The organism is Thermosynechococcus sp. JY1331, assembly GCF_031583475.1.
In the GTDB taxonomy this organism is placed as follows: domain Bacteria; phylum Cyanobacteriota; class Cyanobacteriia; order Thermosynechococcales; family Thermosynechococcaceae; genus Thermosynechococcus.
Genome location: NZ_CP134180.1, coordinates 676,636 through 691,096, shown reverse-complemented (window position 1 = coordinate 691,096; position 14,461 = coordinate 676,636). Strand labels below are relative to the sequence as shown.

Annotated in this window: 16 protein-coding genes; 11 read left to right on the top strand and 5 right to left on the bottom strand. The window is 54.8% G+C overall.

Annotated features, from left to right (window positions below; translation table 11 throughout):
• Positions 1 to 28: 28 nt before the first annotated feature.
• Genes psb29 through ruvC form a run of 4 tightly spaced genes read left to right on the top strand, consistent with a single transcriptional unit; the run spans position 29 to position 3,114 of the window.
• The gene (gene psb29 / locus RHJ31_RS03225) at positions 29 to 697 is read left to right on the top strand and encodes a photosystem II biogenesis protein Psp29 (protein ID WP_302677349.1); all 669 of its coding nucleotides are present in this window, start codon (positions 29 to 31) and stop codon (positions 695 to 697) included.
• Positions 684 to 1,430 carry an HAD family hydrolase gene (locus RHJ31_RS03220; protein ID WP_206201708.1) on the top strand — a complete coding sequence of 249 codons (747 nt, stop codon included), beginning with the start codon at positions 684 to 686 and terminating at the stop codon, positions 1,428 to 1,430. Before psb29 ends, RHJ31_RS03220 begins: the two co-directional genes overlap by 14 nt.
• Before the next feature lie 11 nt (positions 1,431 to 1,441).
• A complete protein-coding gene (locus RHJ31_RS03215) occupies positions 1,442 to 2,629 on the top strand; it encodes an NAD(P)/FAD-dependent oxidoreductase (protein ID WP_302677348.1) in 1,188 nt (395 codons plus the stop codon).
• A gap of 5 nt (positions 2,630 to 2,634) precedes the next feature.
• Positions 2,635 to 3,114, top strand: coding sequence for a crossover junction endodeoxyribonuclease RuvC (ruvC, locus tag RHJ31_RS03210; RefSeq protein ID WP_302677347.1), 480 nt, complete (start codon positions 2,635 to 2,637; stop codon positions 3,112 to 3,114).
• Here ruvC and RHJ31_RS03205 read toward each other — a convergent pair.
• Positions 3,064 to 3,333 carry a hypothetical protein gene (locus RHJ31_RS03205; RefSeq protein ID WP_206200462.1) on the bottom strand — a complete coding sequence of 90 codons (270 nt, stop codon included), beginning with the start codon at positions 3,331 to 3,333 and terminating at the stop codon, positions 3,064 to 3,066. The genes ruvC and RHJ31_RS03205 overlap by 51 nt on opposite strands.
• 112 nt (positions 3,334 to 3,445) lie before the next feature.
• Between RHJ31_RS03205 and RHJ31_RS03200 the strand changes: the two genes are divergently transcribed.
• From RHJ31_RS03200 to RHJ31_RS03185, 4 genes are read left to right on the top strand one after another with little or no spacing between them, the layout of a single operon-like run.
• A complete protein-coding gene (locus RHJ31_RS03200; RefSeq protein ID WP_302677346.1) occupies positions 3,446 to 5,491 on the top strand; it encodes an NAD(P)/FAD-dependent oxidoreductase in 2,046 nt (681 codons plus the stop codon).
• 34 nt (positions 5,492 to 5,525) lie between these two features.
• The gene (locus RHJ31_RS03195) at positions 5,526 to 5,945 is read left to right on the top strand and encodes a hypothetical protein (protein WP_206201709.1); all 420 of its coding nucleotides are present in this window, start codon (positions 5,526 to 5,528) and stop codon (positions 5,943 to 5,945) included.
• Between the two features lie 25 nt (positions 5,946 to 5,970).
• A complete protein-coding gene (locus RHJ31_RS03190; RefSeq protein ID WP_206200464.1) occupies positions 5,971 to 6,612 on the top strand; it encodes a MarC family protein in 642 nt (213 codons plus the stop codon).
• 39 nt (positions 6,613 to 6,651) lie between these two features.
• On the top strand, positions 6,652 to 7,074 hold the full coding sequence (locus RHJ31_RS03185; protein ID WP_302677345.1) for a gamma-glutamylcyclotransferase: 423 nt from the start codon (positions 6,652 to 6,654) through the stop codon (positions 7,072 to 7,074).
• On the opposite strand, the gene aspS is transcribed toward RHJ31_RS03185, so the two are convergent.
• Entirely contained in the window at positions 7,071 to 8,876 is a 1,806-nt protein-coding gene (gene aspS / locus RHJ31_RS03180) for an aspartate--tRNA ligase (RefSeq protein ID WP_206200466.1), read from the bottom strand. The genes RHJ31_RS03185 and aspS overlap by 4 nt on opposite strands.
• Before the next feature lie 260 nt (positions 8,877 to 9,136).
• On the opposite strand from aspS, the gene RHJ31_RS03175 reads away from it, so the two are divergent.
• The 3 genes from RHJ31_RS03175 (at position 9,137) to RHJ31_RS03165 (ending at position 12,467) form a co-directional block, all read left to right on the top strand.
• On the top strand, positions 9,137 to 9,373 hold the full coding sequence (locus tag RHJ31_RS03175; RefSeq protein ID WP_206200467.1) for a hypothetical protein: 237 nt from the start codon (positions 9,137 to 9,139) through the stop codon (positions 9,371 to 9,373).
• 83 nt (positions 9,374 to 9,456) lie between these two features.
• Complete coding sequence (locus RHJ31_RS03170; RefSeq protein ID WP_302677344.1) at positions 9,457 to 11,190, top strand: mechanosensitive ion channel family protein; 1,734 nt, start codon at positions 9,457 to 9,459, stop codon at positions 11,188 to 11,190.
• On the top strand, positions 11,190 to 12,467 hold the full coding sequence (locus tag RHJ31_RS03165; RefSeq protein ID WP_302677343.1) for an NAD(P)/FAD-dependent oxidoreductase: 1,278 nt from the start codon (positions 11,190 to 11,192) through the stop codon (positions 12,465 to 12,467). Before RHJ31_RS03170 ends, RHJ31_RS03165 begins: the two co-directional genes overlap by 1 nt.
• On the opposite strand, the gene RHJ31_RS03160 is transcribed toward RHJ31_RS03165, so the two are convergent.
• Genes RHJ31_RS03160 through RHJ31_RS03150 form a run of 3 tightly spaced genes read right to left on the bottom strand, consistent with a single transcriptional unit; the run spans position 12,401 to position 14,308 of the window.
• Complete coding sequence (locus tag RHJ31_RS03160) at positions 12,401 to 13,162, bottom strand: carbon dioxide-concentrating mechanism protein (RefSeq protein ID WP_206200469.1); 762 nt, start codon at positions 13,160 to 13,162, stop codon at positions 12,401 to 12,403. The two genes, RHJ31_RS03165 and RHJ31_RS03160, sit on opposite strands and share 67 nt — an antisense overlap.
• Entirely contained in the window at positions 13,162 to 13,926 is a 765-nt protein-coding gene (locus RHJ31_RS03155; RefSeq protein ID WP_302677342.1) for a pantothenate kinase, read from the bottom strand. Before RHJ31_RS03155 ends, RHJ31_RS03160 begins: the two co-directional genes overlap by 1 nt.
• Positions 13,907 to 14,308, bottom strand: a complete 402-nt coding sequence (locus RHJ31_RS03150; RefSeq protein WP_302677341.1) for an AbrB family transcriptional regulator — start codon at positions 14,306 to 14,308, stop codon at positions 13,907 to 13,909. The genes RHJ31_RS03155 and RHJ31_RS03150 overlap by 20 nt, the downstream gene beginning before the upstream one ends.
• Positions 14,309 to 14,461 lie beyond the last annotated feature (153 nt).

Genomic DNA, 14,461 nt, shown 5'->3' with positions numbered 1-14,461 from the left:
CATTTTTTAACGAATATCGGCAGAGCTTGTGCAAAATCCTCGAACTGTCTCTGATACCAAACGCGCCTTTTATGCAGCTCACACGCGACCGATTCACTCGATCTACCGTCGCTTTATTGAAGAACTGCTGGTCGAAATCCACCTGCTGCGCGTCAATGTAGATTTTCGCTACTCTCCCCTATTTGCCCTTGGGGTCGTGACCGCCTTTGACCAGTTTATGGAGGGGTATCAGCCTGAGGGCGATCGCGCCAGTATTTTTCATGCCCTCTGCGGGGCTGAGGAAATGAACCCGCAACAGCTGCAGGCGGATGCCGCCAGTTGGCAACAGTACCAAGGCCGCCCCTTGAGTCAAATCCTCGATGAACTCAACAGGGGTCAACCCAGTGCCCCCCTCAACAGCCTCAACCACGAGGGCAAATATAGCCGCCTCCATGCGGTAGGACTGTATGCCTTCCTTGAGGAGCTGGCGGGGGATCTGACAACGAATCTCAACGAGACACTGGATCAACTGGCTCCCGTCATTAAGCTGCCGATCGAGAAAGTCAAGCGGGATCTCGAACTCTACCGCAGCAACCTCGACAAAATCAATCAGGCTCGCAGTCTGATGAAAGAACTTGTGGAGCAAGAACGCAAGCGCCGTGCTCAGGAGACCTCTCCCCCACCCGCTGTAGATGCTAGTTCCGATGCACCGGCCTGATCCGCCCCAACTCATTACCCTCGATGCGGTCGGCACCCTCTTTGGCCTACGGGAATCCGTGGGTACCGTTTATGGTCGCTTTGCTGCTGAAGTCGGGGTTCAGGTTGATTCAGCCGCATTAGATGTGGCCTTCTTTAAGGCCTTTAGGGCTACCCCGCCCTGCGCTTTCCCTGATCTTGAGGCTTCACAACGGGCAGAGGCAGAATTGCGGTGGTGGCAAGGGGTTGCGGCAGACACATTTCGCCGCGCGGGCGTCTTGGATCAATTTGCTGATTTTGAGACGTTTTTTGCTCCAGTCTTTGCCTACTATGCCACGGCTGAACCTTGGTCTCTGTATGAGGATGTCTTGCCTGCTTTGAAGAATTGGCAAACGCAGGATATTCCCCTGAGGGTGGTGTCCAATTTTGATAGCCGTTTGTATGGTGTCCTCGAGGCCTTGGGGTTAGCGCCGTTTTTCAAGGAGGTGTGGATTTCCAGTGAGGTGGGGGCGGCGAAACCGAATCGGCTGATCTTTGAGCGGGCGGTGACCCCCTATGCGACCTCTCAGGTTTGGCACATTGGTGACAGTTGGGAGGATGATGTCCTCGGTGCCCAAGGTGCTGGTCTGCAAGCGATTTGGCTGCGGCGCGATCGCCCGCTCTTGCCAGATCCAAGTATCAAGGAGACCCGAGCAGTGCCACAAATTGCTGACCTCTCAGAGGCGCAAGTTATACTGAGTGGGAAAGCGTCATAACGGAATCAGCGGTGACAAGCCAAATTTGTATTCTAGGTGGTGGGTTTGGCGGCCTTTATACCGCCCTCCGCCTTGCCCAATTTCCTTGGTCTGCGCCTCCAGAGATCACCCTTGTGGATCAGAGCGATCGCTTTGTCTTTACTCCCCTCCTTTACGAATTAATTACAGGGGAGCTACAGGCGTGGGAAATTGCCCCGCCCTTTGTTGAGTTGCTCAAGGAGACCCCGGTCGTCTTTCATCAGGGAACCGTGAGCGCTGTGGATCTCAAGGAAAAAACGGTGCACTTGACTGAGGGCACCCCGCTCACCTACGACAAACTGGTTCTCGCCTTGGGAGGGGAAACCCCTAAAAACAGCATTCCCGGTGTCGCAGAGTATGCCTTGACCTTCCGAATTCTCAGTGATGCCTACCGTCTCGAAGAAGCGTTGCAACGGCGGGAGCGCTCCGATCGCGATCGCATCCGCGTGGTGGTGGTCGGTGCTGGTCCTAGTGGCGTGGAATTGGCCTGTAAACTAGCGGAGCGCTTGGGCAGCCGCGGGCGCATTCGTTTGGTGGATCGCAACACCGAGATTCTCAAGTCTTCTCCAGAATTTAATCGCAAGGCAGCTCTGCGTGCCCTTGAAGAGCGGGGGGTTTGGATTGATTTGGAAACAACCCCGGTTGCTGTCACTGCGGATCAGATTTCCCTGCAATACAAAGACCGCGTGGATGAGTTGCCCGTTGATATTGTCCTATGGACGGTCGGTACAGCCGTTTCACCCGTGATTGCTGCCCTTGATTTGCCCAAAACCTCCACGGGGCGCCTGCAGGTGATGCCCACATTGCAAGTCGTTGATCATCCAGAGATTTTTGGCCTTGGGGATGCCGCGGATGCGGTAGATGAACAGGGACAACCGATTCCCCATACGGCACAGGCGGCTTTTCAACAGGCGGATTATGCGGCTTGGAATCTTTGGGCCAGTCTGAGCGATCGCCCGCTACTGCCCTGTCGTTATTCCCATCTCGGTGAGATGCTCACCCTCGGAACTGATCGCGCCGCCTTGGCAGGGCTAGGACTGACCCTCGATGGCCCTCTGGCCTACTTGGCACGGCGACTGGCCTACCTCTACCGCATGCCCACCTTTGAACATCAACTGAAGGTGGGGCTGAACTGGATGGCGAAACCAATTTTGGATCTGTTGACCGGCACCGTGAACTAGAACGTGTGCGCATTCTTGGCCTAGACCCCGGCCTTGCTACCCTTGGCTATGGCTGTATTGAGGTGCAGAACAACACCTGCCAAGTGTGTGATTTTGGTGTGATTACCACTCCTGCGGATATGCCCACGGGCGATCGCCTCCAGAGTCTCTACAGCGATCTGCACACGTTAATTCCTGCCCTCCAACCAGATTTAGTGGCTTTGGAGCGCCTCTTTTTCTACAAAATGAGCCATACGATTGTGGTTGCTCAAGCGCGGGGCGTGATTCTTTTAGTCCTGAGTCAACTGCACTGTCCCCTAATGGAATTCACCCCTCCCCAAGTGAAGCAAGCCCTCACCGGCTATGGCAAGGCCGCGAAAATAGACGTTCAACAGGCGGTGCAACGGGAACTCAATCTCAGCACGCTGCCCAAGCCCGATGACGCTGCCGATGCCCTAGCGATCGCCCTCACGGCCAGTCGTCACTGCCCCTGCCTCGACACTTGACCAAGCCATTGCCACCGCTTCACTGAGCCATTGGCGGGTTTTGCGATCTAGCAGATCATCCTCGGCGAGTACCCATTCCTGCACCTGTGCCAAACTGTGGCCTTCGGCACGGCAAATCGTAATCACGCCGGCGATCGCTGCCGCCACCACCTCTTCACTGACAGGCTGCTGGCTGAGGGCTGCTATTTCTTCGAGACTCCTTGGAATGGGATAATGCATAGGGCAACAGGGTAATTCTGAGAAACCGTAAACTCTCTTAAACTGTTTAGTACAGTGAAGTTTACGCCAAATCGTGCCGTTGTCAAGCTCCTTAGCGGACTTTTGAAACAAAATGCAAGAACTGTTATACCTTGAGGTGCCCACTCCCGATACCGCAGCGGTGATTCACTGGCTGCACCACACCTTTGAGCCGCGCATTGGCACCATTGCGCCAAAACCGACCGGGGGTTGCTGGCAGGTTCCTGAGGCGCCCACGGAACTGGCCATTTTCCTGTGGAGCTTGCAGCGAACCACATACCTCAAGGTGATGCGCTGGGGAGAGCGGCCTTTCCCTCAGGAGCGTGCCTGTCTCCAACACCTTCAACAGCATTTGCGTTTGGCCTTTCCACTGCAACCTGAGGCGCTTCCCCCTTGGCCGGCTGGCAAGACAATTTTTGAAGCTTTGGCCGATCGCTATCCGCTGACCGTGAAATACTTCCAACACATGCCCCAAGGTGAGGCGGATTTAGAGCGGGTTTATTGGTGGGAGCAACGCTGGCGCCAAGGGGTACAACAGCCCACGCCCCCGGTTCCTGTTTTGCACACTGCAACGACACCCTGTGATCCCCCTCGCTATGACCTAGTTTATGTGGGGGGTGCCTTGGGGGTGATCCACGCAGCGGTGATGGCGCGGTTGGGCTATCGGGTTCTGGTGATCGAGCGGTTGCCCTTTGGCCGCATGAATCGGGAGTGGAATATCTCCCGCATGGAATTTCAGAGTCTGATTGATTTGGGCTTGTTTACGACTGCGGAGTTTGAGAGCCTGATTGCCCGCGAGTACCGCGATGGCTTTAACAAGTTCTTTGATGCCACTAGTCCTCCCCATTGTCGGGCACCCGTACTGCACACCCCGACGGTTCTCAATATTGCCCTTGACTCGGCCAAATTCCTGCATCTGTGCGGTGAGAAACTGCGCCAAGCGGGGGGTGAGATTTGGGATTGGACAGAATTTGAGACAGCCACGATTCATCCCAATGGTGTGGTTCTGCAAACCCAGCACCGCCAAACCCAAGAACAGCGACAGGCGATCGCCCGTGTCCTCATTGATGCGATGGGCACCGCCTCCCCCATTGCCCGTCAACTGAACGGCGGTCGTGCCTATGATAGCGTCTGTCCGACGGTGGGGGCGATCGTCAAGGGCATTGTCCCAGAGGTTTGGGATGGCAACTATGGCGATGTGCTCTTTAGCCACGGCGATATTTCGCGGGGACGGCAACTCATTTGGGAACTGTTTCCGGGAGCGGGGGAAGAGCGCACCATTTATCTCTTTCACTACCACCACATCCAGCCAGAGTTTCCCGGCTCTTTGCTGGAACTGTACGAGGACTTTTTTACCATCCTGCCGGAGTACCGCCGCTGCGATCTCGATCAACTCACTTGGGTCAAACCCACCTTTGGTTACATCCCCGGCTACTTTAGCCACCACCGGGGCGATCGCGCCGTGGCCTTTGATCGCGTCTTGGCCATTGGCGATGCCGCCTCACTCCAGTCTCCCTTGGTGTTTACTGGTTTTGGCTCCCTGGTGCGCAACCTGCCCCGCTTGACGGATCTACTGGACACCGCCCTGCGTCATGACCTTGTGCAAAAGCAATTCCTCAACCAAATTCGCGCTTATCAGAGCAATACAGCGGTGACATGGCTCTTTTCACGGGGAATGATGGTGCCCAGCGATCGCCCCCTGCCCCCAGAGCGCGTCAATGCCACGTTGAACACCTTTTTTGGCATCCTCGCCCAGGAATCCCCCGAATTGGCCGATCGCTTTATCAAAGACCGTGCGGGTTGGCTCCCCTTTAACCGTATGGCACTGCGAGCTGCTTGGCAAAACCCCGGCCTCCTTTGGTGGATCTACGAAATGGTGGGGCCTTGGGATCTGCTGCGCTGGCTGCAAAGCTACCTCAGTTTTAGCTTGGATGCCCTGTACCATGCCCTCTTTGGCTTTTGGCTGCCCCCCTTGGTGCGTCGTTGTCAACCGTGGCTAGAACCCATGGCACCGCAACTTTGGTTTTGGCTCTTGGTGCAAAGCTATGCCCTGAGCTACTCCGTGGGGCAACCCCGCCTTGAGCGTCCTTTGGCACCGCTGCCAACCCCTAGAGTTGATCAAGCGGTTTCCCCTCGCTAACCTTGGGAACAAAGGTGTTGCGGAGAGAATGACGGTGAATGCAGCAGAGCAGGCAGTGACCGTGCAGATGGCCAGCAAATTGGGGGCGATCGTCCACCTCTTTAAGCAGTGCAATGCGGATCTGCGGGCAGACCTGCACCCTTGGGCCGATGACCCCCATACCCGCAACCTAGTGGATCCCGATTCAATTGACATTGGTTTTCACCTACCGGGCTGGAGTCGCCGCTGGCAAGCCCGCAGTTTGCTTCTGCAAATTCGCCTCTATTGCGATCCAGACTCTCCCCAGCGCCGTGCCATTGGTCTAGACATCGTGGGGTTTAGCTATATGAGTGAGCAGTGGCGGTTCAGTAGTATTGGTGCTGGCGTATTCAGTGGTAACAATCTGCCCAGCGAAGACCTCCAACAGCAACTGCGCTCGATTAGTCAAAAAATCCTTGCGGTCTTAAATACTTAACTTGTAGGGCAGCAACTCTTCGGCAATGCTACATCCAACCGTCTCCTTTCTGGTGGGAACCTTGGCTGCATTGTTTCCAATTGCAGACCCCATTGGTGCAGTGCCTGTCTTTTGTGCCCTAACAGCTAGACATCCCCTCAAATACCGTCGGCAGAAAGCCAAAGAAACGGCCGTGAACGTTTTTGCGGTTTTAGTCACCTTCTTTCTCGTGGGTAAGTTTATCCTTGGCTTTTTTGGGATTTCCTTAGCAGTGGTGCGCATTGCTGGGGGCTTAATTGTCGCTCACACCGCTTGGCAAATGGTCACTTCGCATCAGCGCTTAACGCTTCAGGAGCACGCCGAAGCCATTGATAAAGACGATATTGCATTGACACCCATGGCGGTTCCGTTGATTAGTGGCCCAGGGGCGATCGGGGTGACGATGACGTTATCAACACGCTGCCAAATTTGGGAAGAGTACCTCGGTTGTCTATTGGGAATTGGATTGTTTAGTGGCGTAGTTTATCTTTGTCTTTTGTTAGGTGAATCTGTGATGCAAAAGTGGGGCAAAACGGGTGTCGGTGCATTAACCCGTATTCTCGGATTCCTGATTCTGGCGATCGCTGTGCAGTTTATCGCCGATGGCAGTCTGGAATTGATGAGGACAAAGCTATGTGAAAGTCGCTAAACTAAGCCCTTGATGGCATGAACCTAATTGATTTTCAACATGACCCTATTGCGCCTTTTTGTCTATGGCACCCTTAAACCCGGCTATCAACCCCATGAAATCCTCTGTCGGCCTTGGCTGAGTGCCCATCAATCAGCGCTGGTGAGAGGTCGCCTTTATCACCTACCGATGGGGTATCCCGGTCTGACGGCTGAGGAAGGTTGGGTGCAGGGGGAGTTACTGATCTTTCATGATCCACCTCCCAGCGTATTGGCGCGGCTGGATGCCTTTGAAGGCTACCATCCCAACTTGGCTCCCGAAGTAAATGCCTACCATCGCCAAGAGGTGCCAGTGTATGACTTGAATCATCAACCTTTGGGCACAGCATGGGCTTATATGATGAGCACTGAGCGGGTGCGGGATGTCAACGGCGAATGGCTGCTAGAGGGGGTGTGGAATCGGCCAACAGACCTACGTGCCTAGACTTGGGTTTTAGCAGTGGTTTTTGCGGGCTTGGCGGAAGCCACATGGAGTTCCTTGAGTTGCTGTGGCTCAACACTGCTGGGGGCACCGGTAAGAAGGCAACGCGCCTGTTGGGTTTTCGGGAAAGCAATGGTGTCGCGAATGGAGTCTTCGCCGGCAAGGAGCATGACTAAGCGATCTAGGCCATAGGCAATACCCCCGTGGGGAGGGGTACCAAATTCAAAGGCCTCGAGAAGGAAGCCAAATTTTTCTTGGGCAGCCGTCTCATCAAGGCCGATGGTTTCAAAAACTTGCCGCTGCAATTCCGGTTGATAAATACGCAGACTGCCGCCGCCCACTTCGTAGCCATTGAAGATCAGATCGTAGGCTTGGGCACGGGCAGTTTTGAGATCCTCAAGGTCGGCGGGATGGGGTGCCGTAAAGGGATGGTGCAAGGCCTCAAGGCGCTTTTCTTCGGCATTCCACTCAAACATGGGGAAATCCACCACCCACAGCAGATGGGTTGCCGTCGGATCAATGAGGTCAAATTCACGGGCAATGGTCTGGCGCAGGCGATCAAGGGTTTTATTCACCGTTGCCGTATCCCCTGCCCCAAACAGGAGGAGATGCCCCGGCTCGGCACCCGTGCGCTCTAAGAGCGTGGCTTTCTGCTCTGGGGAGAGGTTATCCTTGATGGCACCAATGGTGTCAATCTCGCCGTTGTCGCGAACGCGGATATAAGCCAGCCCCTTGGCGCCGGCAGTGGTGGCCTCTTGGAAGAGATCGCCGCCGGGTTTAATGCGCACGTTCGAGATGCGGTCGTTACCATTGGGAATCGGCAAAATTTTCACCACGCCCCCTTGGGCGATCGCGCCACTAAAAACTTTGAAACCAGAGTCTTTCAGAATATCGGAGACATCCACCAGTTCAAGGCCATAGCGGGTATCGGGCTTATCGGTGCCATAGCGATCCATGGCCTCTTGGTAACTCAGGCGGGGAAAGGGGCGCGGCAGATCAATGCCCTTCACGGTTTTGAAAATGTGGCAGATGAGTGCTTCGTTGAGATCAATAATTTCATCCTGATCCATGAAGCTCATTTCCATGTCCAGTTGCGTAAATTCTGGCTGGCGATCGGCCCTTAAGTCCTCATCGCGAAAGCAGCGAGCAATCTGGTAATAGCGATCGCACCCCGCCACCATCAACAACTGCTTGAACAATTGCGGCGATTGAGGGAGGGCAAACCATTCTCCCGGATTCACGCGACTGGGCACTAGATAATCGCGAGCCCCCTCTGGGGTCGAGCGGGTGAGAATAGGAGTTTCCACCTCAATAAAGCCCGCCTCATCCTCGAGGAAGCGCCGCATGGCTTGGACAACGCGATGGCGTAACTGCAAATTCCGTGCCATCCGTTCCCGCCGTAGATCAAGATAGCGGTAGCGCAGCCGCACCTCTTCCCGCACTGGCTCATTCTCGGTGCTGGAGATGGCAAAGGGCAGTTGCTGGCGCACCGTATTGAGGACATCAATGTGATCGGCGTAGATCTCAATGTCCCCCGTGGCCAATTTTGGGTTCACCGAATCCGCAGGGCGCTTGCTGACACGGCCAACAATTTTCACCACATACTCACTGCGCAGGCGATCGGCTTGAGCATAGGAGTCGGGAGTGCGCTGGGGATCACTGACAATTTGGACAATGCCGGAGCGATCGCGCAAATCAATAAAGATCACGCCGCCATGATCACGCCGCCGATCCACCCAACCGTAGAGGGTGACGGTTGTTCCGACATCCGTTAGCCGAACATCGCCACAGTAGTGTGTGCGCATAGACCCCAATGATTTGTGAGTATGTTGGTAAAGCCTTACTATTTTAGCGGTTCACCGCCCTACCGTTAGCGGAGCATCCCCAAAGAATCACAGGTTTGCAGGAGGGCTGCACTTTAGAAATCGCAACAGAAGTTTGCAGGACTTCATGTGGATTCCCTAACTTTAGTTGCAGCTTCAGCAGATTGCGCCCCAATTTCCGAGGGGCAACGTATGGTAGTAGATAGGTAAAATCTAAAGAAAACCTTAAAAGGAGGGCAAGTATGACCCCCTCTCTCCTCCGGCAGTTCTGGCACTTTGTTGAGCAAGTACAGGTGGGACGATTGTTGAGTATGGATGATCACGCCCTACAGGGGTGGCTGGTGACGCAGTTTAGTGACGTTTATCCTTTAGAGCATAACCAGCGCTATCATCTGGAACGCTACATTTCCTCGCGTCTCTCGTTAATCCGCGATGTGGCAAGGGAGCAGGTGCTGCAAGCTAGGGTCGACTGCCCCTAGGGAACCGTGAACTGAGTTCAGCCTTCAAAAGGTGAGAGGATAGTCCTAGTTCGTGTTGCCGTGCAGAATATCAGTACGTGCGAATGATCAACGGGTATCAGCGATTATGGCGGTGGGGAGCGATCGCCCTTGTGACCTTCTTGCTAGCCATTCTCTCTCCTTGGCCAAGTGTGGCTCAGCTCGCCGTACCCGGCATCAGTCAAACCGCAGTCACCCCCCCACCTCCCGGTGTTACCCGCATTGGCGAACTGGAAATTGCCGATGTCCGCTTTGATGGCAATACACTCTTTACAATTGCTGCGCCGACGGTGCGCGATCGCACTCATCCCAGTGAGGCCATTCCCGTTGAAGTGCGCGCTGAACTCATTGAGTCAAATCTACGGCGCGTCCTCCATAGTGCTATCCGCCAGCGACGGCGATCGCCCGAACTTGTAAACATTGGTGTGGCTCGCCTCAATAATGTGTTGGTGATCAGTGCCCGCATTGGCCAAGCGGAACGCACCACTCGCCTCCTGACGGTGACAGAGGCCGACAGCGACTACCATCAACTGCCCCCTGAAACCCTTGCCCAGCAGTGGCGAGACATTTTGCAACAGCAGATGAACCGAGCGATTCAGGAACGCACCGACACAGCCCTGATGTCGCAAATTCAGGAGGCTGTCTTGATCTTTATCAAGGTGGGGGCAGGTAGTTTCGTCATTTTAATTGTGCAACGCTTCTTGATCCGCCAACGCAAGCATCTACAAGGGCAACTGGACACAGTGACCACTCAAACGACGGAACCAGAGTGGGTTTTGCCGCTTCTGCCCCATCTGCGGCACCACTTTTTTCTCAAGCAGCGCATCAAGCTCATTAGTCTCGTTCGGTATCTACTGTTGTGGGGACAAGTGGCTTTGTGGCTACTCGGCCTAGCGGCAATTCTACGCCTCTTCCCCATGACCCGCTGGCTGAGTTCCCAAGTCTATGGCTTGCCGATTCTGTGGATGGTGGTCTGGTTTGGCACGGGGCTGCTGAATCAATTTGCTGACTTGGCCTTTGATCGCATTCGTGTTTTCTGGGAGCAAAATAATCTGCTCAAGTTTGCTGATACCCAGCGTAAAACCCTGCGGATTAGTACCACTGTGGAAGTGATGCGCGGCTTTAAGACCGTTGTCATTTATTTGATTCGACTAGTGGTTATCTTGGGTTCCTTAGGGGTACCTGTTTCCTCCATTCTCGCTGTGGGGGGCTTTTTAGCCTTGGCCATTTCCCTAGGGTCACAGAACTTGGTGAAGGACATTATCAATGGTCTGCTCATTGTCTGGGAGGATCAGTACGGCATTGGCGATGTGGTGGAAATTGAACCCTACTCCGGCTTAGTGGAAAATCTCAATTTGCGCATTACGCAGTTGCGCAATGCCGAGGGTCAGCTGATTACAATTCCCAATAGTACGATTACCAAGGTAGCCAACCTGACCCGCACTTGGTCACGGGTTAATCTCGAACTGTGGGTGGATATTGAAACCAATCCCGATCGCCTGTTGTCGTTGCTGAATGACTTGAGTATCCACTTTTACGAAGAACCGGAGTGGCACCTGAAGATGCTGGAGCGGCCAGAAGTTCTAGGAATTGATCAGATTACCGCCAGTGGCTTACTCGTGCGCATTTGGATTAGGACCCAACCGGGACAACAATGGGTCGTGGGGCGGGAGTTTCGGCGGCGGGTGCTCAACCTGATGGCCACAGAGGGGATTGCCGTGGGTCGGCTGCATCAACAGCTGCATTTGGCGCGCGATCGCAACGGCAAAGGCGAAAGTACTCATCCTTTGGAATCTTGATGGCAGGTCAGCGCATTTTGGTCATCGGCGGTGGTGCCGCTGGATTTTTTGGAGCGATCGCCTGTGCGACGGCTAATTCTCGCAATCTCGTCACGATTTTAGAAGCTGGGGCAACGCTGCTGAGCAAAGTCCGCATCTCTGGTGGTGGTCGCTGCAATGTCACCCACCACTGTTTTGATCCAGCGCTATTGGTGCAGCACTATCCCCGTGGTGGCAAGGCCTTGCGGGGTGCCTTTAGTCGCTTCCAACCCCAAGACACGATCGCTTGGTTTGAGGCGCGGGGGGTGAAGTTGAAAACCGAAGCCGATGGGCGAGTCTTTCCCGTCAGTGATGACTCAGGAACCATTATTGACTGTCTGGTGCAAGAAGCAACGGCTCTGGGCATTCGCCTCCGTACCCGCGCAGCGGTGAAGGAGATGGTGAAAGTCGGCAATGAGTTTCAAGTCACGGTTGCTCAGCAGCCTCAACCCCTTGTGGGCGATCGCGTCCTTCTGGCCACCGGCAGTAGTTCCCAAGGCTATCGCTTGGCGGCACAATTGGGACACACCATTATTCCCCCCGTCCCTTCGCTGTTTACGTTTCACATTGATGACCCGCTCTTGCAAGAGCGCTCAGGCCTCAGTGTCGAACCCGTGGAAGCAACCCTCAAACTGTTGCAGCAGCCGCCCTTAACCCAAACCGGTGCTATTCTCGTTACCCATTGGGGCTTGAGTGGCCCTGTGGTCTTGAAACTCTCGGCATGGGGGGCACGTGCCTTAGCGGCGCAGAACTATCGCGGCACCTTGGTGGTGAATTGGCTCCCCCATCTGTCACTGCCGCAGATTCAAGGGGAGTTGGCAGCCTGTCGTAGCCATACCCCGAAGCGAGCGATCGCTAGCCATTGTCCCTTTCCGCTGCCGCGCCGCCTCTGGAGCTACTGGACAACCAGCGTGGGGATTCCGGCTGAGCAAACTTGGGCACACCTCAGTAAAAAACAACTGCTGGCACTGGCGGAGGCCTTGCACCGAGGTACCTTCGCGATCGCTGGCAAGGGCGCCTTCAAAGAGGAGTTTGTCACCTGTGGTGGGGTGGCTCTCAAGGAAGTGGACTTTAGAACCATGGCCAGCCGCTGCTGTGAGGGGCTATTCTTTGCGGGCGAAGTTCTCGATATTGATGGCGTGACGGGGGGCTTTAACCTGCAAAGTGCGTGGACAACGGGCTGGATTGCCGGTCAGGGATTGGCAGAGGGTTCGACGGGCACCGTTTCGGCAGGCGCTTCCACGGCCACACTCTCTTGAGCCGCACCTTGAAGGGCAAGGGGTTCGGTTTCTTTTTGCTTGAGGGTGAGGGGTAGGCGCAGGGGTTGCAGTTCCCGTTGTAGGGCGGGTGCCAAGGGCAACGATTGATCCAAATCCTCAAGGGGACGAGGTACCAACATCACTGCATGGAGTTCACCAATGCGATCGGCTTCTGCCATCCCGGCCTCAAGGGCGATCGCGGTATTGGAGGCCGTGCCGCGAATAATGGCCGTACATAGACCGGCGCCAATGGTTTCGTAGGCCGTTAGGATCACATCTGCCGCCTTGAGCATGGCATCCGCTGCCCCCACCATGGCTGGAAATCCTCGCGTTTCCAATAGGCCAACCGCGTGGCTACTGAGGCGATGGCCGCGACTTTTAGAGGCAATCTGGGCGAGGAGACTGCCAATCGGAAGAATTTTCTCTAGGTTGGGGTCAGGCCGGGGAATGACTAACGTACTGAGTTCTTGACCAAACTGCTGTGCCCGCTCAGCGCCCTCTTCCACAGCTAGACGCACATCGGCAATTCGCCCGCGCACGATTGCGGTACAGTGGCCACTGCCAATTTTTTCATAGCCCACTAGGAGGACATCGGCGGATTTGAGCATGTGATCGGCAATGCCCACTATCGCCGGAAAGCTCTGGGCTGAAACCAGTCCCAAGGCTAAATCCGTAAAGTCATCCCGTCGCTCCATTAGCGGAAGTCGTCAATCCTGTTCATTGGGTGCATTTCTATCTTAACGGTTGGGTTGCGGAGGGCGCGGATCCCCCAAAAAACCAGATGATCATCTTCATGCCAGCGATCGGCATCTAAAAATGTCTTTAACAGTTCACTGAGAAAGGGGCGATCGCCCCCGGTCACAATCACCGTACCTTGGGGAAACGCCTGAAAAAAGGCGCCCAGATAGGCGTGCAACATGGCGGCAGTACCGTAGTAAAGACCGCTTTCAATTGCTGTGGTAGTAGTGGTTCCCCAACGGGGGGGTGGTTCGGGGGGAAGCGTCACATAGGGTAACGCCGCCGTATAGTCCGCCAGTGCTCGTGCCATTAACCCAACACCCGGGAGAATCACACCGCCCGCAAATTCAGCGCGATCGTTGGCTAGGGTCAGCGTTAATGCAGTTCCCGCATCCACCACACACACTGGTGCCCCATAAACCTGAAGCGCTCCCCAGAGGGCAAGGGCACGGTCAATCCCTAGGGTGGGGTACATCCGAGGAATGGGAATATCCTCGAGGGTGAGGGCGATCGCCGTCGGATAGACTTGGTGCAAGGACACAGCACCAACACTCGCACCCCAGCAGGGGAGGTTGGGATAGTTTTGGGCAGGATTAAAGGCAAATTCCTCAGGGGTGAGGTGCCAAGTGCGGCTGAGGTGTTCACCCGTAAAGAGAGCCCAGTGCTGCCGACTATTGCCAATCATTAGGGCAAACCATTGATTACTCTGTGGGGGCACCATCCACTTCTTCTGGATCGATGAGATAGAGATGAATATGTTTATACCCCCGCTTAATTTTGAAGGTATCCCCCGGCTTTAGGTTCATGGCTTTGGTATAGGCAGCACCAATGACAATCTGGCCATTTTGGTGCACCTTCACTCGATAGGAGGGCGATCGCCCCCGTCCTGATTGACCATTGACGTCTTTTTCTGATGACTGGACTTCTAGTCCGCCGGCAGCGAGTACCGCTTCGTAAAATTTCCCTAAGTTAACACGCACCTCACCAGATTTTGTGACGCGATAGTAGCCACAGAGCTTTGCGGCTTCTTTACGGGATGCAGAACCCAGTTCACTTAATCGCTGCAAGAGCGCTTTACCAGTTAGGGGCTTTGGTTTTTCCATTCGCTCTATATTTCCTCTGTCAGAACACTATTCAAATGAATAAAGCAACTCAATTGTTCTTTAATCAACAGGTACCCGCACTAGAGAGAAAAAGGGAGCCTGCGAGAATGATCTGACTAGAAATCATTAGATTTAATCAAGTTACCACTTTAT

Coding starts and splice junctions, on each gene's coding strand:
- RHJ31_RS03220 (WP_206201708.1), top strand. CDS start 684: ATGCACCGGCCTGATCCGCCCCAACTCATTACCCTCGATGCGGTCGGC.
- RHJ31_RS03205 (WP_206200462.1), bottom strand. CDS start 3,333: ATGCATTATCCCATTCCAAGGAGTCTCGAAGAAATAGCAGCCCTCAGC.
- RHJ31_RS03200 (WP_302677346.1), top strand. CDS start 3,446: ATGCAAGAACTGTTATACCTTGAGGTGCCCACTCCCGATACCGCAGCG.
- RHJ31_RS03190 (WP_206200464.1), top strand. CDS start 5,971: ATGCTACATCCAACCGTCTCCTTTCTGGTGGGAACCTTGGCTGCATTG.
- RHJ31_RS03185 (WP_302677345.1), top strand. CDS start 6,652: ATGACCCTATTGCGCCTTTTTGTCTATGGCACCCTTAAACCCGGCTAT.
- aspS (WP_206200466.1), bottom strand. CDS start 8,876: ATGCGCACACACTACTGTGGCGATGTTCGGCTAACGGATGTCGGAACA.
- RHJ31_RS03175 (WP_206200467.1), top strand. CDS start 9,137: ATGACCCCCTCTCTCCTCCGGCAGTTCTGGCACTTTGTTGAGCAAGTA.
- RHJ31_RS03170 (WP_302677344.1), top strand. CDS start 9,457: ATGATCAACGGGTATCAGCGATTATGGCGGTGGGGAGCGATCGCCCTT.
- RHJ31_RS03165 (WP_302677343.1), top strand. CDS start 11,190: ATGGCAGGTCAGCGCATTTTGGTCATCGGCGGTGGTGCCGCTGGATTT.
- RHJ31_RS03160 (WP_206200469.1), bottom strand. CDS start 13,162: ATGGAGCGACGGGATGACTTTACGGATTTAGCCTTGGGACTGGTTTCA.
- RHJ31_RS03155 (WP_302677342.1), bottom strand. CDS start 13,926: ATGGTGCCCCCACAGAGTAATCAATGGTTTGCCCTAATGATTGGCAAT.
- RHJ31_RS03150 (WP_302677341.1), bottom strand. CDS start 14,308: ATGGAAAAACCAAAGCCCCTAACTGGTAAAGCGCTCTTGCAGCGATTA.